Genomic DNA, 22,202 nt, shown 5'->3' with positions numbered 1-22,202 from the left:
TACAGCAAAACTATTCATGGTTGCCGATATTTATGCACGCCGTCTTCTGGCAAGTGCACGGCGTCACATAAGTTAGTGCGGACGGCGTATGCTTAGTGGAGGGTGATCCAGACCGTGCAGTCCGAACGTCGGCTGCAGCGTTGCCCGTTAGCGATACGGGGCACATATATGGCACCCACGTCCACCGCTGAGCGCCCCAAGACACGCGCAATTCAGCCAAACCCCGTTGTTCAAAGCTATTCGGAGCTCCTTAAGAGCGTGAAAGCTGCCGGTCTTCTCGAACGGCGCAGCGGGTTCTACATCTGGCTCTTCGTAGCCCTCATGATCCTCATGGCCGCCACCTGGACAGGCTTCGCCCTGTTGGGTGATTCCTGGTTCCAGCTCCTGATCGCTGCCGCCGTGGGTATTTTCTGCACACAATTGAGCTTCCTGGCACACGAGGCCGGACACAAGCAGATCTTCGCGTCCCGTCGCGCAAACGACTGGTCAGCCCGCCTCCTGGCAACAGGAATCGCAGGCATCAGCTACTCCTGGTGGGAGCAAAAACACGGTGCCCACCACAACCACCCCAACGTCATTTCCAAGGACCCTGACATCCGGAACAACGCGCTGGTCTTCTACGAAGATGCAGCCGCCGAACGCAAAGGACGCCTGGCCTTCCTGACCAAGAAGCAGGGCTGGTTTTTCTTCCCGCTCCTCACGCTCCTTGGCCTGAGCCTGCAATTCGACTCGCTTCGCTTTGTCTTCGGCAAGCAGAAGGTGCGCCACCGCTGGGTGGAGACGCCTATCCTGGTGGCCCGTCTTGCCGCCCTTCCGGTCCTCGCTTTCACCTTCCTGCCCATCGGTATGGCGTTTGCGTTCCTCGGTGTCCAGATCATGGTCTACGGCTTCTACATGGGCGCCTCGTTTGCCCCCAACCACAAGGGCATGCCTGTCCTTCCCAAGGACAGCCGAGTCGACTTCCTCAACCGGCAGATCCTTACCTCCCGCAACATCTCGGGCGGACGCTTCATGGACTTCCTGCTGGGCGGACTGAACCGCCAGGTGGAACACCATTTGTTCCCTGACATGGCCCGGCCCCACCTTCACAAGGCCGCAGGAATCGTCCGCGAGTTCTGCACGAAGCATTCCATCCCGTACACGGAAACCACGCTGATTCAGTCCTACGGGATAGTAGTCAGCTACCTCAACGAGGTAGGCCTGGCAGCTGGTCGTGGCTTCGACTGCCCCGTCGCTTCGACGCACGGACGCTTCTAGGCCTCCACAACCAAAGGCGTCATCCTTCATAGGATGGGTTCTGGAACCGGGCACCGGAAGGACCGTCCCGGAGTAAGGAGCCACCATGACGCACGCGATTGTTGCCAAGGAGCCGGGAGGACCTGAAGTCCTCGAATATGCTTCCGTGGAGCCACCCGTACCTGGTCCCGGGCAGCTGTTGATCAAGGTCGCAGCTGCCGGGGTCAATTTCATTGAGACCTACCAGCGCCGCGGCATCTACAAGGTTGAGTACCCCTTCACTCCCGGCGCGGAAGCCGCCGGAACCATCGAAGCAATCGGTGAGGGTGTAGAGGACTTCTCGGTAGGTGACAGGATTGCCACGGCCGAAGGTTCCAGGACCTACGCTGACTACGCAATCGTGGAAGCTGCGAAGGCGCTCCCCGTGCCGGCCGGCGTCGATGATCACACCGCAGCCGCCCTGCCACTGCAGGGAATAACCGCCCACTACCTGATGAACTCCTCCTTCCGCGTGGAACCTGGCCACACGGTGCTGCTGCACGCGGGAGCCGGCGGTGTGGGACTGCTTCTAACCCAACTGTTGAAGGCGCGTGGGGCACGGGTCATCACCACAGTTTCCTCAGACGAAAAGGCCGACCTCTCCAAGCTCGCCGGCGCCGACGAAGTCCTCCGCTATGAAGGCTTCGCGGACAAGGTCCGCGAACTTACCAACGGCGAGGGCGTCAATGTGGTGTACGACGGCGTAGGCAAGGATACGTTCGACGACTCCCTGCGGAGCCTGCGCATCAGGGGTTCCATGGTGCTCTTCGGCGCCGCTTCAGGTCCCGTCCCCCCGTTCGATCCCCAACGCCTGAACTCCGGCGGCTCACTGACATTGACCCGCCCCACGATGGGCCATTTCGTCCAGAACACGCACGAGCGGCGTTGGCGCTCAGCCGAGATCTTCGAGGCCGCAGCGAACGGCACGCTGGCGGTTCGGGTCGGCGCTACCTACCCCTTGGCCGAAGCGGCCCAGGCACACAGGGACCTCGAAGGACGCCTCACCACGGGGAAGGTCCTTCTGCTGCCGTAACGGCAAAGCGATCATTCGTGCAACAAACCGTGAACGGCAGGAAGCCGCCGACACCTTTTGTTCACCTTTCTGGGCAAAGCTGACTGCGTGAGCACAGAACAATCTGCCGTGGCCGGGAACTTGGATGCCTTGGCCACCTACCGCCCCCAGTTTCCGGGGGCGTCTGCAGCACCTCCTCAGCGGACCCTGGTGGATATCCTCGAAGCGACTGCGGCAGCTTTTCCGGAATCCTCGGCATTGGACGATGGCCGGAAGTCACTGAGCTACACCGAACTGCTTGGAGCAGTCCGCGCGTTCGCGCGGGTCCTGAACGCCGCTGGTCTTGGCCGAGGGGACAAGGTCGGCGTCCGCATCCCATCCGGCACCGGTGATCTTTATGTCGCCATCCTGGGAATCCTCATGGCGGGGGCAGCCTACGTCCCCGTGGATGCCGACGACCCCGAGGAGCGCGCCCGGCTGGTTTTTGGCGAAGCCAAGGTGGCCGCCGTCGTTGGTGCCGGCTTGGCCGTTGAAGTGGCAGGCGGTGCGCGGAAGGCCGTGACGGAGCCGCAGAAACCTGGGCTGGACGACGACTCGTGGATCATCTTTACCTCCGGTTCCACGGGTACGCCGAAGGGCGTTGCCGTCAAGCACCGCTCGTCGGCCGCCTTCGTGGACGCCGAAGCCCGTCTCTTCCTGCAATCCGATCCCATCGGCCCGCAGGACAGGGTCCTGGCCGGCCTTTCGGTCGCGTTCGATGCTTCCTGCGAGGAGATGTGGCTGGCCTGGAGGCACGGCGCCTGCCTGGTACCGGCTCCGCGCGCCCTTGTACGGACCGGCATGGATCTGGGCCCATGGCTCATCAATCACGGCATCACCGTTGTTTCGACAGTGCCAACCCTGGCTGCTTTGTGGCCAGTCGAAGCCCTCGAGAATGTGCGTCTACTCATCTTTGGTGGGGAGGCCTGCCCGCCTGAACTCGCCGAACGGCTCGCCGTCGACGGCCGGGAAGTCTGGAACACGTACGGACCCACCGAGGCCACGGTGGTCGCCTGCGCGGCTCCCCTGGGCGGACCTGGCCCTGTTCGCATCGGACTGCCGCTGGACGGCTGGGACCTCGCCGTCGTCGATTCGGCCGGCGTTCCCGTGGCTAAGGGTGAAATTGGGGAATTGATTATCGGCGGAGTGGGCCTGGCCCGATACCTGGATCCGGCTAAGGATGCTGAGAAGTATGCAGCCATGCCGACCCTGGCCTGGGAACGCGCCTACCGATCCGGTGACCTTGTGCGCTTCGAAGCCGAGGGTCTGGTCTTCGTCGGGAGGGCCGACGAACAGGTCAAACTGGGTGGGCGACGGATCGAACTGGGCGAAGTCGACGCCGCACTGCAGTCTCTGCCTGGGGTGGGAGGTGCGGCCGCCGCGGTGCAAACGACGTCTGCAGGTAACCAGATCCTCGTCGGATACCTGGCGCCCACCGAGGGCTGCGTACTGGACCTGGACGAGGCCCGCAGACAGTTGGGCGAGAGCCTTCCTGCAGCATTGGTCCCCCTCCTGACGGTTGTTGGTTCGCTGCCGACAAAGACCAGCGGCAAGGTGGATCGTCACTCGCTTCCGTGGCCTCTTGCCGGCGTTGCAGCCAAGGAGGCGGGCAAAGCACCGCTGAATCTGCCGGACGACGCCCGATGGATTGTGGAGCAGTGGGAATCGGTCCTCGGCAGCCCTGTCAGCTCCCTTGACGCGGACTTCTTCGCCTACGGTGGCGGCTCGCTGGCTGCCGCGCAGCTTGTTTCCGCATTGCGTGTTCGGTACCCGACCATCACGGTGGCGGACATCTATGCGACGCCGCGGGTTGGCGCGCTCATAGAGGCTGCGCGGCAGTCGCTTCCCGACGGCGGCATGCCGGCTCCCGCTGCGGAGCGCACCGTACGGCCCACAGCCCTTAAGTCGCAGGTTTTCCAGGTCCTCATGGGCGTACCCCTGCACATCCTGGTGGGCATGCGGTGGTTGACCTACGTCATGGCTGCCAACAGGCTGTTGGCCGATTTCGCTGGATTCACCGCAGCCCCCGTGGTTTCCTGGTGGTGGATCGGGGCTTCCTGGCTGGTTTTTGTCAGTCCACTGGGCCGCATGGCGATCTCGGTCGTGGCTGCCCGCATCCTGCTGGGCAAGGTTGAACCCGGAACATATCCGCGGTCCGGCAAGACGCACCTGCGGCTTTGGCTGGCTGAGCAAATACAGGACCTCTCCGGTGCCATTGGCCTGGCCAGCGCACCGTTCGTTCCCTACTACGCACGGGCCCTCGGCGCAAAGATCGGAAGGGACGTCCACCTGCATTCATTGCCGCCGGTCACCGGTCTGCTGTCCTTGGGAACCGGGGCCAATATCGAGCCGGAAGTGGACCTCTCCGGCTGGTGGGTGGACGGCGATTCTGTCCACATCGGCCAAATCCATGTTGGCGCGGGAGCAGTGGTCGGCTCCCGAAGTACCCTCATGCCCGGAGCCACCATCGGCGCTGGCGCGCGCGTCGAGGCAGGGTCCGCAGTGCTGGGCAAGGTGAAGGCCGGGCACCTTGTAGCGGGCTCCCCGGCCCGACGCCGGGGAAAAGCAAAACACGACTGGCCTGAGCCCAGCAGCCGAAGCCCCATCGCGGCCCGCTTGTGGTTCTCGGCATTCGCCACCGGCTCCGCCGTTCTGGCCTTGATCCCATATATGTCCGCCTTCGCCGGTGCTTTGGTCATCTTCGCATTTGTCCGTGGGCATGAGTCTCTCGGAGAAGCCCTGCCGCAGATCAGCATGGCGTTGCCGCTTGCCGCCCTCGCATGGTTTTTCAGCAACCTCATCCTGATCCTGGTTGTTGCCCGGCTCCTGGGCTTGGGACTCAAGGAAGGGTACTACCGGGTGCGGAGTCGCATCGGTTGGCAGGTTTGGGCCACTGAGCGGTTGCTGGACATGGCAAGGGACCTGCTCTTCCCCATCTATGCGAGCCTGTTTACCCCCGTGTGGCTCCGTCTTCTGGGAGCCAAGGTTGGACGGAACGTGGAGGCATCGACTGTGCTGTTGGTGCCCAGGATGACGACGATCGGCGACGGCGCATTCCTCGCCGACGACACGATGGTGGCCTCTTACGAACTCGGCGGCGGCTGGATGAAAATCGCCCCTGCCAAGATCGGGAAGCGTTCGTTCCTGGGCAACTCGGGTATGACGGCAGCGGGCCGCAACGTGCCCAAGAACTCTCTCGTCGCCGTGCTGTCCGCTACGCCGGCCAAAGCCAAGTCCGGCACCTCCTGGCTCGGCAGCCCACCTGTCAGGTTGCGCCGCACCGCCGTCGACGCCGATCAGAGCCTCACGTTCCAGCCGCCCTTGAAGCTGAAGCTGGCAAGGGGTCTCTGGGAACTGTGCCGCCTGGTGCCTGTCATCCTCACGGTGGCAATCGGCGTCGGGGTCATGCTGGTTCTGGACGCGATCGCTCGAGGCTGGAGTTACTGGTTGGCCGCACTTCTAGGCGGTGTGGTGGTCCTGGCTGCCGGAGCGGTGGCGGCATTGAGTTCCATCATTGCCAAGTGGGTCCTCGTGGGCACCATTCGCGCCGGTGAGCACCCTTTGTGGAGCTCGTTCATTTGGCGCAATGAGGTGGTGGACACCTTCATTGAAATGGTCAGCGCTCCATGGTTCGCCCGTTCAGCCGCTGGAACTCCCGCTTTGGTGTGGTGGCTCCGCGGCCTGGGCGCGAAGATCGGGCATGGAACGTGGTGCGAAAGCTACTGGCTCCCTGAAGCGGACCTCGTGACGCTCGGCGAGAACTCAACCGTCAACCGCGGCTGCGTGGTCCAGACGCACCTTTTCCACGACCGCGTCATGAGCATCGATACTGTGACGCTGGGCAACGGCGCAACCATGGGACCCCATGGCGTCATCCTTCCTGCCGCAAGCATTGGCGACGGCGGAACCGTTGGTCCGGCGTCGTTGGTAATGCGCGGCGAAACCGTGCCGGCAGGGACCTATTGGATGGGAAACCCCGTGAGTCCTTGGGAGGGTCCGGCAGCACCGGCCGCCCGACTCAAGTAGATTGGGGCAGACCATGACGGCACCGATAATTACTACTGCGACCAACGCCGACCCATACACCTTGGACCACGGCAGCACCAGCTACCGTGTGGATCGGTACGAATTGGACCTCGATGTCAGGCTGGGCAGCAACAAGCTGATCGGCAAAGCGGTGCTGCGTTGCACGGCCCTTGAGCCGGCTTCCCGGATAGTCCTGGACCTGGTGGGCCTGCGGGCGTCCAAGATCCAACTGGATGGCAGGAAGGTCCAAAAGTTCAGCCAACGGGCCGAGCACCTTGTGGTCACTACTGTGTCCCCGTTGAAGGCCGGTCAGCCCTTCGTCCTTGAGATCCGCTACGAGGGTAACCCGCAACCACGTCGCGGCTTGTGGGGCGAGGTCGGCTGGGAAGAACTGAACGACGGCGTCCTGGTGGCCGGCCAGCCCAACGGCGCGGCGTCGTGGTTCCCCTGCAATGATCATCCGCGCAATAAATCATCGTTCCGGATCTCCGTGACCACGGATGACAACTACCGGCCGGTGTGCAACGGCCAGCTAGTGTCCCGGTCACGAAAATCGAGCCGCGAGACCTGGGTCTACGAGCATTCCGAACCCATGGCCACATATCTCGCCACGATGCAGATCGGCCGGTATGTCATGGTGCCGCTCAACCCTGCAGACACCCATCACCGAGTTCCGCAGTTCGCCGCGGTTACTGCGGACATGGCTGACGACGCCCGCCAGGGGCTTCAACGCCAGCCGGACATGATGAAGACCTTCGAGGACTGCTTCGGCCCCTACCCGTTCAGCGATTACACCTCGGTTGTCACCGAAGATGAGTTGGAAATCCCGCTGGAAGCACAGACCGTCTCCATTTTTGGCCGGAACCACATGCGTGATGCCTGGGATGCGCAGCGATTGATCGCTCACGAGCTGTCCCACCAGTGGTTCGGTAACTCCCTGACCGTCAGCAATTGGAAGGACATCTGGCTCCACGAGGGATTCGCCTGCTACGCCGAGTGGTTGTGGTCCGAGGAGTCCGGAACGATGCCAGTTGCAGCCCGTGCCCTCGCCGCCTGGAAAAAGCTCGACGCCGGGCGGCAGGACCTGCTCGTTGGCGATCCCGGTCCGGAGCTCATGTTCGATGACCGCGTCTACAAACGAGGCGCCCTGGCGCTCCACTCCGTCCGGGTGGCAGCCGGTGACGAAGCGTTCTTCGGTCTCCTCCAGAACTGGACATTGGTCAACCGCCACGGCTCAATTTCCACAGCGTCCTTCATCGAAGCCGCCGACTCTTTCATTCCGGGGTTCAATGCCGGTGCGATTCTCCGGCCTTGGTTGTACGAGGCCGCCCTCCCGCCGCTGCCGCAGGGCTAGGAAATAGCCACCGCCGCCACGAATCCCTCCGGCAGTTCCTGGCGTTCGCCGTTGATGCTGGTGATGTCCCATAGGCCGGGCCGGTCCAATACGTCCACTTCCGCGGGGTTCCTCCGCAGGCCCTCCCCGGTCATCTTCAGCCAGGCTTCCTTGCGTGCCCACAAGCGTGTACGCTGCACCGCCTTTTGATTTTCCGGCACACTCTTCAGGAAGTGCTTCTCCCCCGGAGTCAAGGCAACATCATCAAAGCCCTGGAACGCTGCTTGATCAATAGCTTCAAGGTCGACTCCCAGCCGGGCGCCCTCGGATGGATGCACGACGCCGGCCAGCAGCACCCAGCCCTGGGCTTTGGATGCGCTTAGCGCGAGAGGCGCGGGGACGCCGTCGAGCATGAAACCCGGGCGGCCGTGGTCCTGGGCCGGCCCGCACTGTGGGCAGCTGTAGTCGGGCACTAGCCGGGCCGGATCCACGTCGAGGAGCGAAGCAGCGAAGTGCCATAACGCCAGTCGGCCCGCGATGAAGTCTTCCCGGTCCTTGGCGCTGGCGAAACGGAGCGCCCGTTCCTGGGCGGGCCGCCCGAGCTCCTGAAGGCGGGCGCCCGCAACAAGCACTTCGTCGAGCCTGCGCAGTTCGAACACAGGACTCTGCACTAAGGTCACGCTGACCTGAATCGGGCGGCCACCGCTTCCCGCACAGCCGCCACATCAACATCGCCGGCTGTCTCCGCTGCAAGCACCTTGGCTAGGCGTTTCGGCCACAGCACGTGAACGCCACGAATGGAGAACCAACCTCCGATGAGGGGCCAATCGGCCTCTATGAAGCACAACGCGCCGGTGACGGGGACATCCCCTACGAAGTCTCGGACGAGATCGACTTGTTTGAGCACCCCATCGACCAGTTTCGTGCAATTGCGCCGGCCGACCAGCAGCTTCTCCACGCGTGGGCGAAGGATGCCACCCTCGATCTCCAGTTCGGGCCGTCCCTTGTACCGCTTGGCGTCGATCACCCAGATTCCACCCGGAGTGATGGCAATGTGGTCGATGTTGGCCTTCGAGCCGGGGATGCGGCGGTCATGAAGGACGGCCAAACCATCGGTGGCAAGGGCACTTAGCCTGGCGCCGAGTCGTTCTTCACCGACCGCGCCCCGATCCCAGGACTTGGTGTGCGGTCGCTCGTCAGAGAGCGCGACGGCGAGGCCGCCGAAACGACCCCACTTCCCGCGCAGCCTCTCCTCGTCCTTCGCCTTTCGGCGAACGTACTCACGTCGGGCCGATGAACCGGCTACTCCGGGATCTGCGACCGCACCCTCCGTTCCAGGCGGTTCCGTGTCGGAGGACATAGCTTCCGTAGCCTCGGTGGCACACTCCAAGCAGAGGACAGTCCTGGTCTCGCTCTCGTAGATTGCCGCTGTCCCGGCCGGAAGAGATGCACCGCACTCCCGGCACACTCCGGCGTACCGGAGCCGCATCTGCTTCACGAGGTTACGTGGTTCATCGTCGGCACGGACCGAACCGGTTGATAAATCACGGCGGTTAGACCGCGGATACGCTTTGCCATGGCTCAATCCTCCCCAAAGTATTCCGAGTCTCCATTGTCTGGCCAAACGGACCGAGCTGTCGCTGATTCCGGAGGCAACTGAAAAAAAATCCCCGGAACCAGGAGGTTCCGGGGATTTCATCGCATGCGAAGGCGCTACCGCTGCACTGCACCAAAACGCTCTGCAGCAACAGCCACAGCGCCGGCGCGGGCCTCCGAAGCTTCGTCGGCAGTCAGCGTGCGGTCAGCTGCACGGAAACGGAGGCCGAACGCGAGAGACTTCTTGCCTTCCTCGATGCCCGGGCCAACGTAGACGTCGAACAATGCGACGTCTTCGAGGAGTTCCCCGGCACCTTCACGCAACGCGGCAAGCACCTGGTCAGCCGGAACATCCTGCGGAACCACCAAGGCGACATCCTGCGTCGCCACGGGGAACCCGGAGATGTGCTTGGCCACAATGACGTCGGCGGCTGCATCGAACAGCGCCTCAACATTGACCTCAACCGCCACAGAGCGTGCTGGCATGTCGTGGGCTGCGAGGAGCTTCGGGTGCAGCTCACCGGCGTAGCCCACAACGTCGCCGGACCGCAGCGCGAGCTGTGCAGCACGTCCGGGATGGAAGGCCTGGTGGCTCCCCTGGCTGACTACAAGTTCAACGCCGAGAACATCCGCGATGAGCCGCGCGACATCCAAAGCGTCGGCCCAGTCCCAGGCACGCGGCGTGTGCGTCGCAGCAGCCGGAGAATCGTGGCCAGTCAAGACAGCCGCGATGTGCAGCGGCTGGTGCGGGACGCCGTCGTACAGTGCATCCAGTACCTCATCGGAAGGCTTGACGCCCAGCGGCGGGATGGATTCAGTACCGAGCTTTTCGCCGGGAAGGAACACCGAGCCGGCCTCATAGAGTGCCAGGTCACGGAAACCGCGGGAGTGGTTCCGGCGGGCAACCTCGATCAGTCCCGGCAGGATGGACGTACGTAGGTAACCGTGCTCCTCGCTGATGGGGTTGGCCAGCTTCAAGGCCGGACGTTCTTCGCCTTCCGCTGGCACGCCGAAGGTCTCGTTGGATGCCTTGGAGACGAACGGATAGGACAGGACCTCCGTCAGTCCGGCGTCCGCCAGAGCTTGCACGACGCGGCGCTTCTGCTGCTGGCTGCGGCTCAGGCCACGGCCCGGAGGCGCCACGGGCAGCGTTGCCGGGATGTTGTCATAGCCAACCAAGCGGGCTATTTCCTCGGACAGGTCTTCCTTGGTTTCGAGGTCGTTGCGCCAGCTCGGAGCCGTCACCAGATAGCCGGTGGAAGTCTTCTCCACAGCAGCACCAAGATCCACCAGGGACGTTGTGATCTGCTCTGCCGTGAAGTCGATACCGATACGGGCGGCGGCGAACTCTGCAGGCAAGTCAATGGTGACGGCGTCAGGAGCGGTTCCGACGTCGGTACCTGTCTCGTCCGCAGTACCTCCGGCAAGTTCAACCAAGAGGTCCACCACGCGCTGCGCGGCGACATTCGCAACGTGCCAGTCAACCCCGCGCTCGAAGCGCTTGGATGCTTCGGACGGAAGCTTATGGCGGCGACGGGAACGTGCAATCGATACTTCGTCGAAGTGCGCGGCTTCCACCAGAATGTTCGTGGTGGAATCCGAAACCTCGGTGTGGGCACCGCCCATGACCCCGGCGATGCCGATAGCTCCGGAGTCATCGGTGATCAGCAGGTCTTCGACATCGAGCGTGCGCTCTTTGTCGTCCAGCGTGGTGATCTTTTCCCCCGCCACAGCGCGGCGAACCACGATGTCGCCCGCAAGCTTGTCGAGGTCGTAGCAGTGGTTCGGCTGGCCGAGCTCAAGCATGACGTAGTTGGAAATATCAACCGGCAGGGAGATGGAACGGACGCCGGCCAGACGAAGACGTGCAGACATCCACGGCGGGGTGGGACGGGAAGCGTCCACGCCACGCACTGTACGTGCCACGAAGCGGTCACAGCCCGGCTTGCCATAGATGGGGGCGTCGTCGTTGAGCTTTACGCCGTACCCGCCTTGGAGGCTGGCCGGAGCGTTGACCTTGGAGGCCGGGTCAACGAAGGATGTTCCGGTGGCGTGGGCGTATTCGCGTGCCACACCACGGATGGAGAAGGCGTAGCCGCGGTCCGGCGTGACGTTGATTTCCGCAGCCTGGTCATAGAGACCAAGGAGTTTCATGGCGTCCGTGCCGATTTCCGGATCCAACCCGATCCGTGAGAGGACCAGGATTCCATCATGGTCATCGCCGATGCCCAGTTCGCGGACGGAAGCGATCATGCCCGCAGACAGGTGACCGTAAGTTTTCCGCGCCGAAATCCGGAAGTTGCCGGGCAGCACAGCTCCGGGAAGCGTGACAACAACTTTGTCGCCTTCCACGAAGTTGTGGGCGCCACAAATGATGCCCTGCACGCCGGAAGGATCGATTCCCTCGCCAGTCAGGGTCTGTTCCTGCCCTTCAGGGACAACACGGACCTGGCACCAGTTGATGGTCTTGCCATTGGATTGCGGTTCCTTGACCAGGCTCAGCACCTGGCCAACCACAATGGGACCCGTGAGTTCATCCGTGGGACGGTGGACTTCCTCTTCTTCAAAACCGACCTTGACCAGGTCCGCCATGACGTCTTCGGCCGTGGCATCGGCCGGAACCTGCGCAAATTCACGCAGCCAGGAAAGTGGGATACGCACTGTTAGATCTCCATCCCGAAGTGCTCGCTGAAACGTACATCGCCCTCGATCATGTCGCGCATGTCGCCGACCTCGTTGCGGAACATGAGCGTGCGCTCGATGCCCATGCCGAAGGCAAAACCTGAATAGACGTCCGGATCGATGCCGGCAGCCCGGAGGACGTTGGGGTTGACCATGCCGCAGCCACCCCATTCGATCCAGCGCGGACCGCCCTTGGCACCGGGGTGCCAAATGTCGAGTTCGGCTGACGGCTCGGTGAACGGGAAGTAGTTCGGGCGCAGGCGAATGGAGGCTTCGTCGCCAAACATCTGGCGGGCGAAGTGCTCCAGCGTTCCACGGAGGTCTGCCATGCTCAGGTTCTTGTCGATCGCCAGACCCTCGAACTGGTGGAAGACCGGGGTGTGCGTTGCGTCGAGCTCGTCCGTGCGGAACACCTTGCCCGGGCACAGGACGTAGATGGGCACTTCGCGCTCCAGCATGGAACGGACCTGAACCGGAGAGGTGTGGGTGCGCATGAGCAGGTGTGCCTCGGGAGGTTCCACGAAGAACGTGTCCTGCATTTCGCGGGCCGGGTGGTCCGGCTTGAAATTCAGGGCGTCGAAGTTGAACCACTCGGACTCCACCTCGGGACCTTCGGCAATTTCCCAGCCCATGCCCACGAAGATGTCCGAAACACGGTCCTGCAGCGTGGACAGCGGATGGCGCGCTCCCGCACGGCGTCGACGCGGCGCCGCCGTGACATCAACGGTTTCCTCCACCAGGATCCGGGCGTCGTTCTCGGCTTCGAGTACTTCGGTCCGGGCGGCGAGCGCCTGGTTGACCCGGCCCCGTGAGGATCCCATGAGCTTTCCGGCGGCAGCCTTGTGCTCCTTGGCGAGGCCACCGATTTCACGGTTGGCCAGGCTCAGGGGCGACTTCTCGCCTGTGTGGGCGAGGCGGACAGCCTTGAGTTCTTCGAGGGAGGAGGCAGCCGCTATCGCGGCGATCGCATCCTCAACGGCGGCGTTGATGGCGGCTTCATCCAGCGGATTCGGGATGGCAGCGCCTGGCAAAGTGTCAGTCATCTACTGTTCTTAGCTACGAGTCGGGAGCGGCCGGCATGGCTGGCCTGCAAAACGAAAGGGCAGTGCTCACCGCGGACGGCAGGCACTACCCTTCAGTCTAGTTGAAGCTCACAGGCGCCATTTAACTCCACAGGTCTAGCATGTCTTCATGACTCCCGGGCAGCGACTAAGGCAAGTCGCCAACTTCCTGAACCTGACAACACCCTTGGGGCTGTTGGTCGCGCGCGCCTCCCGATCACGCATTTCGCGTGGACCCCGGGGCCTGCTGATAGCGGCAGGGTATGCGTGGAAGCTTCCACACGCCGGAGCGTTCACGGTGGGGAACGTCGTCCTCTACCGTGCAGCGCACGACGTGGCAGGACGCAATGAGCTGCTCCTTGCCCACGAGGAACGGCACAGCACCCAGTACGCCTACTGCCTGGGGTTGCCGTTCCTCGTTTTCTACGGTGTCGCCGCCGGCTGGTCCATGCTGCGCGCGGGCAATCCGGCGTCCAGGAATTTCTTTGAACGGCAGGCTGGACTCGCAGCAGGCGGCTACATTGACCATCGAATCGAGGCCGAAGCATGAAACGCACCATTACCGTTACGGGAACGGCGAGCGCCAAGGCAGTGCCGGACCTGGTGACACTGACGCTGGGCGTCGAGACGCGAAGGGAGACTGCGTCCAAGGCATACGACGACGCCGGCAAGGCGGCCGCCGCCGTCGCCACCAGTCTGCGGGCGGCTGGCGTGCAGGATGCGGATCTGCGCACCAGCGGCTTAAACCTTCGGGCAGACCTGGTGTGGGTGGAGGGGCAAGGACAGAAGGTCGCTGCCTATGTGGCATCCATCAATGTGCACGTCGGCATCCGCTCACACACGGAAGCCCCCGCAACCATTGCTGCGGCGGTGGCTGCCGGTGGGGACGACATCCGGATCAACGGGATCGAGCAGGGCTTTGCGGACGGCTCCCAGGTCACGAGGCAGGCGCAGGAAGCGGCGTGGCAGGACGCGCTTCAGCGGGCGGAGCAGTACGCGTCCTTGGCGTCCGCCCGGTTGGGCTCCGTGGTTTCCATTTCCCAGCAGCCCCTGCCGGGCTCCCCCATCCCGATGGGCGGACTGGTCAGGGCCGCTGCTGTTGAAGCACTTCCCCTTGAGGCCGGCGAGTCGTCCGTGGCGGCAAGCGTCACCGTGGAATGGGAACTTTTGAAGCCTTAGGTCCATCCACCGGCGCCTGGACTGCCGTCCGCACCACCACTGCGATGCCGGCAGCCATCGCATCTAGCGGCATGGACGGCGTCGCGCTCCCCTCGGGCACCTGCTCCGGAAGGTAAGGAAGATGGACAAATCCGCCCCGGACGCCGTCCCGGGTTGCGAGGGCATGCATCAGCGCATAGAACACGTGGTTGCAGACGTAGGTTCCGGCCGACTGTGAGATCTCACCCTTGATGCCGGCGATCTGCAGGTTCCGTAGGGAGGCTTTGATCGGCAACGTCGAGAAGTAAGCTGCCGGGCCACCGGGAACCACTTCCTCATCGATGGGCCGCTTGCCCTTGTTATCCGGGATGCGGGCGTCATCGCAATTGATGGCTACGCGCTCCAGGGAGAGCCTCTCCCTTCCTCCAGCCAACCCCGCGGACAGTACGACGTCCGGCGCCAGGGATTCGACTGCGGCCAGCAGGACAGACGCTGACTCACCGAACACGCAGGGAAGCTCTACTGCTTCAACCTTGTATCCCTCGGAGCGAAGGATGTCACGTGCACGCAGCGCAGCCGTCCAAGATGGATTGACACTTTGATCGCCAAACGGTTCGAACCCAGTCAGCAGAATCATGGGCCAACCTTAGCAAGGTCCTGAATCGGCATTCGCGGTCCTTGACATTGGTTCGAACATACATTCGAATAGAGTGCATGAGATGGGACGCACAAGCACTTTCGCCAACGCGTGGACCGGCGTCCGAAAGCCTTGACAGTATGGCTCCTGGCCCTGCCCCGGCCTTGGACGCCCTGCTGCCCTTGGCCGGGCTTGTGCGCTCCATCTCAACACCCGAATTCTCCGGAGTCACCTTCCATGAGGTCACCGCAAAGTCAGTGCTCAACAAGGTGCCTTCCGGTTCCAATATGCCTTTCGAATGGACAGTGAATCCCTACAGGGGTTGCAGCCATGCCTGTGTTTATTGCTTCGCCCGGAAGACGCACACCTACCTGGAGTTCGACGCCGGGCGTGACTTCGACTCCCAAGTGGTGGTCAAGATCAACGCGGCCGAGGTCCTGCGGAAGGAACTGGCCAAACCCTCCTGGGAGCGGCACCAGGTTGCCTTGGGAACCAACACAGACCCCTACCAGCGCGCCGAAGGCCGATACGCGCTGATGCCAGGGATCATCCGGGCCCTTGCAGATTCAGGGACCCCGTTTTCCATCCTGACCAAAGGCACGTTGCTGGCCCGGGACATTCCCCTGCTCAAGCATGCGGCCACCCAGGTCCCAGTGGACCTGGGCATCTCACTGGCCATGACAAATGAGGATCTTGCTGGGATTGTTGAACCCGGCACCCCTTCCCCTAGGGCCCGCCTCAAGCTTATTGCGCGGCTCCGTGAGGCAGGTCTGGGTTGCGGAGTGATGGCCATGCCTATCCTGCCTTGGCTCACGGATTCAGACGAGGCCCTTGAATCCTTGTTCTCAGAACTCTCCAAGGCCGGCGCCACAGGCATCACTGCAGGAGCCCTCTACCTGAAGCCGGGTACGCGTGAGTGGTACATGAAGTGGCTTGCCGCCCACCATCCCGAACTTGTAGGACGGTACCGTCGCCTGTACGGGCAGGGTTCTTATGCCTCCAAGGAATACCGGACCTGGTTATCGGGGAGGATTAATCACTTCAAAGCCAAGCATGGCTTCACCGGGACGCATGGCTTCAGCCACCGCAATGCCCGGCCAGCCACCGCTCCAGCTTCGGGCACGGAGCCTGCGGTCGGGACGCCCCTGCCAGGGCAAGAACCACTTTTCTGAACTGACGCCTATGAAGAGGCCTAGGCCCTTGCAGTCACTCTTTCCAGCAACGCCCGGACTATCGGGAAGTCAGCCGGGATCCACGCAAGCCCAAGAGCTTCTTCGTCATCAAGCAGGGATACCCAGCGCAGCTCGTCGTGATCCTCAAGGGCACGAGGTGTGCCTTCAGCGAGTTCAGCCAACCAGACACGCATAGCCGCGCGCTCATTGAGGGGCCACCCCGCGACCTCACCGGACTCCAGCTCCGCCCCGAGCTGAACCGTAACTCCCAACTCCTCCGCGAGCTCCCGATGAAGGGCAGCTTCGGCCGACTCGCCGTCTTCTACTTTGCCGCCGGGAAATTCCCACATTCCGGCGAACTGCGGGGGCGCAGTACGACGTGCTACAAGGAGTCGGGCCGGGGCGTCCAGGGAGTCGACGACGGCGGCGCCCACAACGTTTATCAGTCCAGTCACTGAAACAGTCTATGGGTGCCGCGCATCATGGGCATCGTCACATAGCGACGTCAAGTCACGGTTACGGGTCTAAGCTTGTTATCGGATTTTCTCCACCTTTTCCCAGCCCTCAAGGCACCTCACGAAGCAGGCTCATGACTATCACCGTGTCCCCACCCGCCGCCTCCACAACAGCAAGGCGCCACCTGGGCCTGGCTATCCTCGCGCTTGCCACGGGCGGGTTCGCCATCGGCACCACAGAATTCGCGATGATGGGACTTCTCAAGGAAATCGAGGAAGGACTGGGCATCAGCACGCCCGAGGCCGGCAACCTCATCTCCGCCTATGCCTTGGGGGTTGTCATCGGAGCCCCCATCTTCGCTGCATTCGGAGCCAAACTTCCCAGGAAGCGCTTGGCCCTGGGGTTGATGCTGTTCCTCTCCATCGCCAACCTGACCTCCTTCATTGCTCCCGACTACGGTTTCATGCTGCTCTCCCGCTTCGCGTCCGGGCTCCCCCATGGGGCGTTCTTCGGCGTGGCTGCCGTTATTGCGGCCGGCTTGGTGGCCCCCACAAAACGGGGTTGGGCCATCTCCATGGTCATGGCTGGCCTCACAGTTTCCAACGTCATCGGAGTGCCACTGGCCACCTGGGTGGGGCAGACCTTCGGCTGGCGCCTCCTCTTCATCATCGTGGGGGCCATCGGCCTCCTGACCGTGGCCATGGTCTGGAAATTCGTCCCCTTCGAAGCAGCGCACCCTGAAGCAAGTATTCGACGCGAGCTCGGTGCACTCAAGCGGCTTCAGGTATGGCTTGCTTTGCTGATCGGCATCATCGGCTTTGGTGGGTTCTTCGCCGTCTACACCTACATCGCGCACACCATGACCGGCGTGGCCGGCATACCCGAAAGCCTCATTCCGGCAGTGGTGGCGCTATACGGGCTAGGCATGGTTGCGGGCAACATCATCGGGGGCCGCATCGCGGATAAGTCCGTCATGGGCACCATCTACTGGGTCATGCCCGGCATCGCCGCAGCGTTGGTGGTTTACGCCATTGCCGCCCACTGGGCCTGGTCCGCCTTCATCATGGCCTTCGTCGTCGGCGGCATAGGCTCCATGCTCACACCAGCGTTGCAGACCCGTCTCCTGGATGCCGCTCCCGGCGCCGCCTCGCTCGCTTCGTCACTGAACCACTCCGCCCTCAACATTGCCAATGCCCTGGGAGCCTTCCTCGGCGGGACCGTGATTGCCTGGGGCTGGGGCTACGTGGCTCCGGCCCTTGTGGGCGCAGTCCTCGCCATCCTCGGGCTGGGAGTTGCCATCATCAGCGGGCTGCTGGAACGCAAGAAGCCGCTGGCTACCGCATGAATCGCTAGCGGATAATCCAACTGCTCGAAACCGCAACAAAAAAGATGGGCTCCTCGGTTTGAGGAGCCCATCTTTTGGTTAATGCTGACCTGACTAAGCCTGAACGCGCTCAACATCGGGTTCAAGGTAGATGACCCGCGCGATCGGAACGGCCGCCCGGATCCGTTGCTCGGCGTCGTCAATCACGCGGGCAATTGCTTGACCGGTATCGGCTGCACCCATGGTGATCTTGGCGGCAACCAGCAGTTCTTCCGGCCCCAGGTGCATGGTCTTGAGATGGATGATCCGGGTGCCATCCGCCTGCAGTGCCTCGGTGATGCGTGCGACGTCGTCCTTAGTGGCCGATTCACCCAGCAGGAGCGATTTGGTCTCCACAGCAAGGATGACAGCGATGGCGACAAGCAGCAGGCCGATCATGGCCGTACCCAAGGCGTCCCACACGCCGTCGCCGGTTACGAGGGTCATGCTGACGCCGAACAGGGCGAACACCAAGCCCAGCAAGGCGCCGAAGTCTTCAAGGAGGATGACCGGCAGTTCGGGCTGCTTGGCATTGCGGATGAACTTGGCCCACGTCTGCTTGCCACGGATATGGTTCGATTCCACGATGGCGGTTCGGAAAGAGAACGACTCGGCAATGATGGCGCCAACCAGGACGGCCAACGGCACCCACCAGAAGTCGCCTTCGATGCCATGCGGGTGCTGGAACTTCTCCCACGCCTCGTACAGGGCGAAGAGGCCACCCACGCTGAAGAGGACGATGGACACGATGAACGCGTAGATGTACCGTTCGCGGCCGTAGCCAAAGGGGTGCTCGGGGCTTGCCGCACGCTGTGCTCGCTTGCCTCCTACCAGGAGAAGGATCTGGTTGCCGGAGTCAGCCACTGAGTGAATGGCCTCAGCGAGCATGGACGATGACATCGTCAGGACGAACGCAACGAACTTCAGGACAGCGATGGTCAGGTTCGCGGCGAGGGCCGCCACGATCGCTTTGGTACCGCCACTTGCAGCCACGAAAGCTTCACCTCTTCGGTTTTGGGAAAGATTGGAATGGGCCAAGAAGAGTCGTCATCGTGACGATCTTGCAAGAAACACCGTACCGGGCGTCAGGCTATTTCTGCATTCCCGACCCGGGCGCCTTGCTGCGAACGGGCGCTTGCATAGAGGCAAACGGTGGCCGCTGTACCCAGGTTCAAGCTCTCCGCCGCCCCATAGACAGGAACGGCTACGCGGTGATCCGCAAGCGCCAATTCGGCGTCGGACAATCCTTGTGCCTCATTGCCGAACAACCAGGCCGTGGGCGCTTCAAGGGCATAATCAGAGGCGACATCGCCGTTTCCGAGCCTCCGGGCAGCATTCTCGTCCTGGAGCTGGTCAAGGTTTACCGTCCCATATCCGTCGGCGGCCAGGATCCCTATACCCAGTGCCCGGCAACGCGTGACGAGATCTTCAACATCAGCCCCCAGGACCACCGGCAGGTGGAACAAGGAACCCGCCGTGGACCGTACCGCCTTGGGATTATAGATATCCACGCTGGAACCCGTCAGGATCACAGCATCGGCACCAGCGGCGTCGGCCGCGCGCAAAACTGTGCCCGCATTGCCGGGGTCCCGGACCTGGCACATGACCGCAAGAAGGCGAGGACCGGCGTCGAGCACTGATTCAAGGCTGACATCCACAAAACTGCAGACAGCAACGATGCCCTGCGGGTTGACGGTGTCCGCCATGGCGGCCAGGACGTCGTCATTGGCCAGCCGAAGCTGTGTTCCTTCTGCAAGGTCTGCGAGTTCCGGGAGCCGCTCCAGGCATGCCTCGCTCGCAAAGACTTCATGCACGACGGCGGAACCCCCTGCCGCAATGCGCTCCCGGTGAAGGGTCAAAGCCTCGCGAACCGCCTGTGGACCCTCAGCCAGGAAACGGCCGCGCTTTAAACGGGCCGGGCGCCCGGCAAGCTTGGCAACGTCCCTTACCCGATCTGCTCGGGGGTTGGTCATCGAAAAGTCTTGCGGGCGCCCGGTTTGGTTCATATAAAGAACTTTAGTGGCAGTTGCGACTAGTTCTTGATCTGCTGGCGGGCTTCGCCGCCGGCCGGCTCGAAGCCGGCAGCCTTTGCAGCCTCAACCGTGGAGAACCAGTATTCAGCAGCAGTGTTCTCGTACCAAGTGGAACCCGGTACGTGGTACTTCTTGGACTCAGCGTTGCCCTTGATGGCGTGGCCTTCCGGGGCACCTTCGCCTTCAACGGCAGCAATAGCGCCATCGATGGCGGGCTTCTCAGAGACAGAAGCCTTGACAGCCGTTGCGGTAGCAGCAGCCGGAGCAACCTTGGCAGCCTTCGGTGCAGCAACCTCGGCCTTGGCAGCCGGAGCAGACGTGTCGGCAGGCAGGGAGGCCTTGGCAATGTTCACCAGAGCGGCGAATGCGTTGGCGTCCGAAACAGCCAGTTCGGCCAGCATGCGGCGGTCAACCTCAACCTCAGCGGCCTTCAGGCCCTGGATCAGGCGGTTGTAGGTGAGGCCGTTGGCGCGGGATGCAGCGTTGATGCGCTGGATCCAGAGGCGACGGAAGTCGCCCTTCTTCTTACGGCGGTCGCCGTAGCTGTACACAAACGAGTGCAGCAGCTGCTCTTTGGCCTTGCGGTACAGGCGCGAACGCTGACCGCGGTAACCCTTGGCGCGTTCGAGGATAACCCGGCGCTTCTTGTGGGCGTTTACCGCCCGCTTCACACGTGCCACGTGCGTACTCCTTCAGAAATCTTTATCCCAAGCTGCTACTGCCGGAAACCCGGCCGGCCTGAGAAGGCTTTTGGTGTAGTCGGCCGCTACCGGATGGCAGCAACCAAAGAACTTGGAACTTAGACGCCGAGCATCTTCTTGATGACCTTGGCATCGCCCTTGAAGACGATCTTGTCGCCGGCGAGGCGACGGGTCAGTGTGGAGGACTTGTGCTCCAGGTAGTGGCGGCGGTTGGCCTGCTGACGCTTCAGCTTGCCGGTGCCGGTCAGCTTGAAGCGCTTCTTAGCACCGCTGTGGGTCTTCATCTTCGGCATGGGAACCGATCTCCTTACGTATCCACGGACAAAGTCCGCAGTTCTTTCGTGCAGCCGGCCTACAAGGGCTGGCGTGCTGGTTGCTTGCCGTTGGAGGCCAGGGCCTCCGGGGCGTTGAACTAGTTGGTCTTGCGTGATGCAGGCTTCGGCGCAGCCTTGGGGGCTGCGGGCCGAGCTGCCGGCTTGGGAGCTGCCGGCTTGGCGACGGGCTTCGGAGCCGAGGGAACTGCAGGCTTCGGGGCAGCTGCCGGAACAGCTGGCTTCGGAGCTGCGGGTGCAGGGGCTGCTGCCTTGGGGGCCGGTGCTTTCTCCGCTGGTGCAGCCTTCACAGCCGGGGCTTCCTCAACCACGGGTGCTTCTTCGACTACAGGAGCTTCCTCAACAACCGGAGCCTCCTCGACTACGGGAGCTTCTTCAGCTACGGGCGCTTCCTCGGCTTCTTCAACAACCGGTGCCTCTTCAGCAACGGGGGTTTCAGCTGCGGGAGCCTCGACAGCCTCCTGCTTGGGCTCTTCTTCGGAAGCAAGCAGGCCTGCCGGAAGAAGGTCGCCCAAGGTCTGCGTCAACGGAGCCTGGTCACCTGTCGTGTCCACGCGCCCGGATGCCTTGGCCTCATTCTGGGCCTTGGCTTCTGCACGCTGGGCTGCACGCCGGGCTTCAGCCTTGGCTTCGGCCTTGTTCTTCAGCGGACCGATCACCATGACCATGTTGCGGCCATCGATGCGTGGGCTGGACTCAACAATGCCCACCTCTGCGACGTCTTCAGCAAACTTCTGAAGCAGGCGGATGCCCATCTCCGGACGCTGCTGTTCGCGGCCGCGGAACTGGATCATTGCCTTGACCTTGTCACCGGCGCCGAGGAAGCGAAGTGCATGTCCGCGCTTGGTTTCGTAGTCGTGCTTGTCGATCTTGAGGCGGAAACGGATTTCCTTCAGAACCGTGTTGGTCTGGTTCTTGCGGGCCTCACGCGCCTTCACGGCAGCTTCGTACTTGTACTTGCCGAAGTCCATCAACTTGCAAACAGGAGGCTTAGCCTGCGGGGCAACTTCAACGAGATCGAGATCGGATTCGGCAGCAAGACGCAGGGCGTCCTCGATGCGGACGATTCCTACCTGTTCGCCGGCAGGGCCGACCAGCCGCACCTCGGGGACGCGGATACGCTCATTGATTCTTGGCTCGCTAATGTTAAAGCTCCTGTGGTTGTGGTGAGTTTCACCGGCAAATAGAGAAGGCCTCCAATTGCTGGTGCAATCGAAGGCCTCAAGGATCGGGTGTGCTCCCTTGAAGGGGGCACGCACTCCAGAGGCTACGCCTCGGTGTGTCCGACCAGTACCCGGCAACCTCTTGTTCCGTGAAGGAATCCTG

At 62.7% G+C, this 22,202-nt stretch carries 19 protein-coding genes; 8 read left to right on the top strand and 11 right to left on the bottom strand.

The features are described 5' to 3' along the window. Positions 1-168 precede the first annotated feature (168 nt). The 4 genes from LDN82_RS08315 (at position 169) to LDN82_RS08300 (ending at position 7,706) form a co-directional block, all read left to right on the top strand. Positions 169-1,257, top strand: coding sequence for an acyl-CoA desaturase (locus tag LDN82_RS08315; protein ID WP_224167019.1), 1,089 nt, complete (start codon positions 169-171; stop codon positions 1,255-1,257). 85 nt (positions 1,258-1,342) lie between these two features. Further along, positions 1,343-2,308 carry a quinone oxidoreductase gene (locus LDN82_RS08310; RefSeq protein ID WP_224167018.1) on the top strand — a complete coding sequence of 322 codons (966 nt, stop codon included), beginning with the start codon at positions 1,343-1,345 and terminating at the stop codon, positions 2,306-2,308. An 87-nt stretch (positions 2,309-2,395) separates the two neighbouring features. Next, entirely contained in the window at positions 2,396-6,352 is a 3,957-nt protein-coding gene (locus tag LDN82_RS08305; protein ID WP_224167017.1) for a Pls/PosA family non-ribosomal peptide synthetase, read from the top strand. A 13-nt stretch (positions 6,353-6,365) separates the two neighbouring features. Next, a complete protein-coding gene (locus LDN82_RS08300; protein ID WP_224167016.1) occupies positions 6,366-7,706 on the top strand; it encodes a M1 family metallopeptidase in 1,341 nt (446 codons plus the stop codon). Here LDN82_RS08300 and LDN82_RS08295 read toward each other — a convergent pair. From LDN82_RS08295 to pheS, 4 genes are all read right to left on the bottom strand, one after another. Then, positions 7,703-8,365 (bottom strand): 4'-phosphopantetheinyl transferase superfamily protein, encoded by a 663-nt coding sequence (locus LDN82_RS08295; protein ID WP_224167015.1) that lies wholly within the window; start codon positions 8,363-8,365, stop codon positions 7,703-7,705. The two genes, LDN82_RS08300 and LDN82_RS08295, sit on opposite strands and share 4 nt — an antisense overlap. After that, positions 8,362-9,045 (bottom strand): nuclease-related domain-containing protein, encoded by a 684-nt coding sequence (locus LDN82_RS08290; protein WP_224167014.1) that lies wholly within the window; start codon positions 9,043-9,045, stop codon positions 8,362-8,364. Before LDN82_RS08290 ends, LDN82_RS08295 begins: the two co-directional genes overlap by 4 nt. A 353-nt stretch (positions 9,046-9,398) precedes the next feature. Beyond that, on the bottom strand, positions 9,399-11,942 hold the full coding sequence (gene pheT, locus LDN82_RS08285) for a phenylalanine--tRNA ligase subunit beta (protein ID WP_224167013.1): 2,544 nt from the start codon (positions 11,940-11,942) through the stop codon (positions 9,399-9,401). A gap of 2 nt (positions 11,943-11,944) precedes the next feature. Further along, on the bottom strand, positions 11,945-13,006 hold the full coding sequence (pheS, locus tag LDN82_RS08280) for a phenylalanine--tRNA ligase subunit alpha (protein WP_223936608.1): 1,062 nt from the start codon (positions 13,004-13,006) through the stop codon (positions 11,945-11,947). Positions 13,007-13,154: 148 nt separating this feature from the next. Between pheS and LDN82_RS08275 the strand changes: the two genes are divergently transcribed. After that, positions 13,155-13,574 carry a hypothetical protein gene (locus LDN82_RS08275; protein ID WP_224167012.1) on the top strand — a complete coding sequence of 140 codons (420 nt, stop codon included), beginning with the start codon at positions 13,155-13,157 and terminating at the stop codon, positions 13,572-13,574. Further along, positions 13,571-14,203 (top strand): SIMPL domain-containing protein, encoded by a 633-nt coding sequence (locus tag LDN82_RS08270; protein WP_224167011.1) that lies wholly within the window; start codon positions 13,571-13,573, stop codon positions 14,201-14,203. Before LDN82_RS08275 ends, LDN82_RS08270 begins: the two co-directional genes overlap by 4 nt. Here LDN82_RS08270 and pcp read toward each other — a convergent pair. Continuing rightward, positions 14,172-14,819 (bottom strand): pyroglutamyl-peptidase I, encoded by a 648-nt coding sequence (gene pcp, locus LDN82_RS08265; RefSeq protein WP_224167010.1) that lies wholly within the window; start codon positions 14,817-14,819, stop codon positions 14,172-14,174. The genes LDN82_RS08270 and pcp overlap by 32 nt on opposite strands. 77 nt (positions 14,820-14,896) lie before the next feature. Here pcp and LDN82_RS08260 point away from each other — a divergent pair, with 77 nt between their 5' ends. Further along, positions 14,897-15,991, top strand: coding sequence for an Rv2578c family radical SAM protein (locus tag LDN82_RS08260; RefSeq protein WP_224167009.1), 1,095 nt, complete (start codon positions 14,897-14,899; stop codon positions 15,989-15,991). A gap of 20 nt (positions 15,992-16,011) precedes the next feature. On the opposite strand, the gene LDN82_RS08255 is transcribed toward LDN82_RS08260, so the two are convergent. Continuing rightward, positions 16,012-16,446 carry a (deoxy)nucleoside triphosphate pyrophosphohydrolase gene (locus LDN82_RS08255; protein WP_224092383.1) on the bottom strand — a complete coding sequence of 145 codons (435 nt, stop codon included), beginning with the start codon at positions 16,444-16,446 and terminating at the stop codon, positions 16,012-16,014. Positions 16,447-16,580: 134 nt separating this feature from the next. Between LDN82_RS08255 and LDN82_RS08250 the strand changes: the two genes are divergently transcribed. After that, the gene (locus tag LDN82_RS08250; RefSeq protein ID WP_224167008.1) at positions 16,581-17,792 is read left to right on the top strand and encodes an MFS transporter; all 1,212 of its coding nucleotides are present in this window, start codon (positions 16,581-16,583) and stop codon (positions 17,790-17,792) included. A 93-nt stretch (positions 17,793-17,885) separates the two neighbouring features. On the opposite strand, the gene LDN82_RS08245 is transcribed toward LDN82_RS08250, so the two are convergent. The 5 genes from LDN82_RS08245 to infC all read right to left on the bottom strand — a co-directional run bounded on the left by LDN82_RS08245 (position 17,886) and on the right by infC (position 22,135). Next, positions 17,886-18,803 (bottom strand): cation diffusion facilitator family transporter, encoded by a 918-nt coding sequence (locus LDN82_RS08245; RefSeq protein ID WP_223936600.1) that lies wholly within the window; start codon positions 18,801-18,803, stop codon positions 17,886-17,888. A 92-nt stretch (positions 18,804-18,895) separates the two neighbouring features. Then, on the bottom strand, positions 18,896-19,816 hold the full coding sequence (locus tag LDN82_RS08240) for an RNA methyltransferase (protein WP_224167007.1): 921 nt from the start codon (positions 19,814-19,816) through the stop codon (positions 18,896-18,898). A 26-nt stretch (positions 19,817-19,842) separates the two neighbouring features. Then, positions 19,843-20,523: a 50S ribosomal protein L20 gene (rplT, locus tag LDN82_RS08235; RefSeq protein WP_224092379.1), complete on the bottom strand. Its 681-nt coding sequence runs from the start codon at positions 20,521-20,523 to the stop codon at positions 19,843-19,845. Positions 20,524-20,642: 119 nt separating this feature from the next. Beyond that, the gene (rpmI, locus tag LDN82_RS08230) at positions 20,643-20,837 is read right to left on the bottom strand and encodes a 50S ribosomal protein L35 (RefSeq protein WP_059387794.1); all 195 of its coding nucleotides are present in this window, start codon (positions 20,835-20,837) and stop codon (positions 20,643-20,645) included. 119 nt (positions 20,838-20,956) lie between these two features. After that, positions 20,957-22,135 carry a translation initiation factor IF-3 gene (infC, locus tag LDN82_RS08225; protein WP_224167006.1) on the bottom strand — a complete coding sequence of 393 codons (1,179 nt, stop codon included), beginning with the start codon at positions 22,133-22,135 and terminating at the stop codon, positions 20,957-20,959. Positions 22,136-22,202 lie beyond the last annotated feature (67 nt).

Source organism: Arthrobacter sp. StoSoilA2 (assembly GCF_019977195.1).
GTDB lineage: Bacteria > Actinomycetota > Actinomycetes > Actinomycetales > Micrococcaceae > Arthrobacter.
Note: the sequence above shows the minus strand (reverse complement) of the source record. Positions and strands in the feature narration are given on the sequence as shown.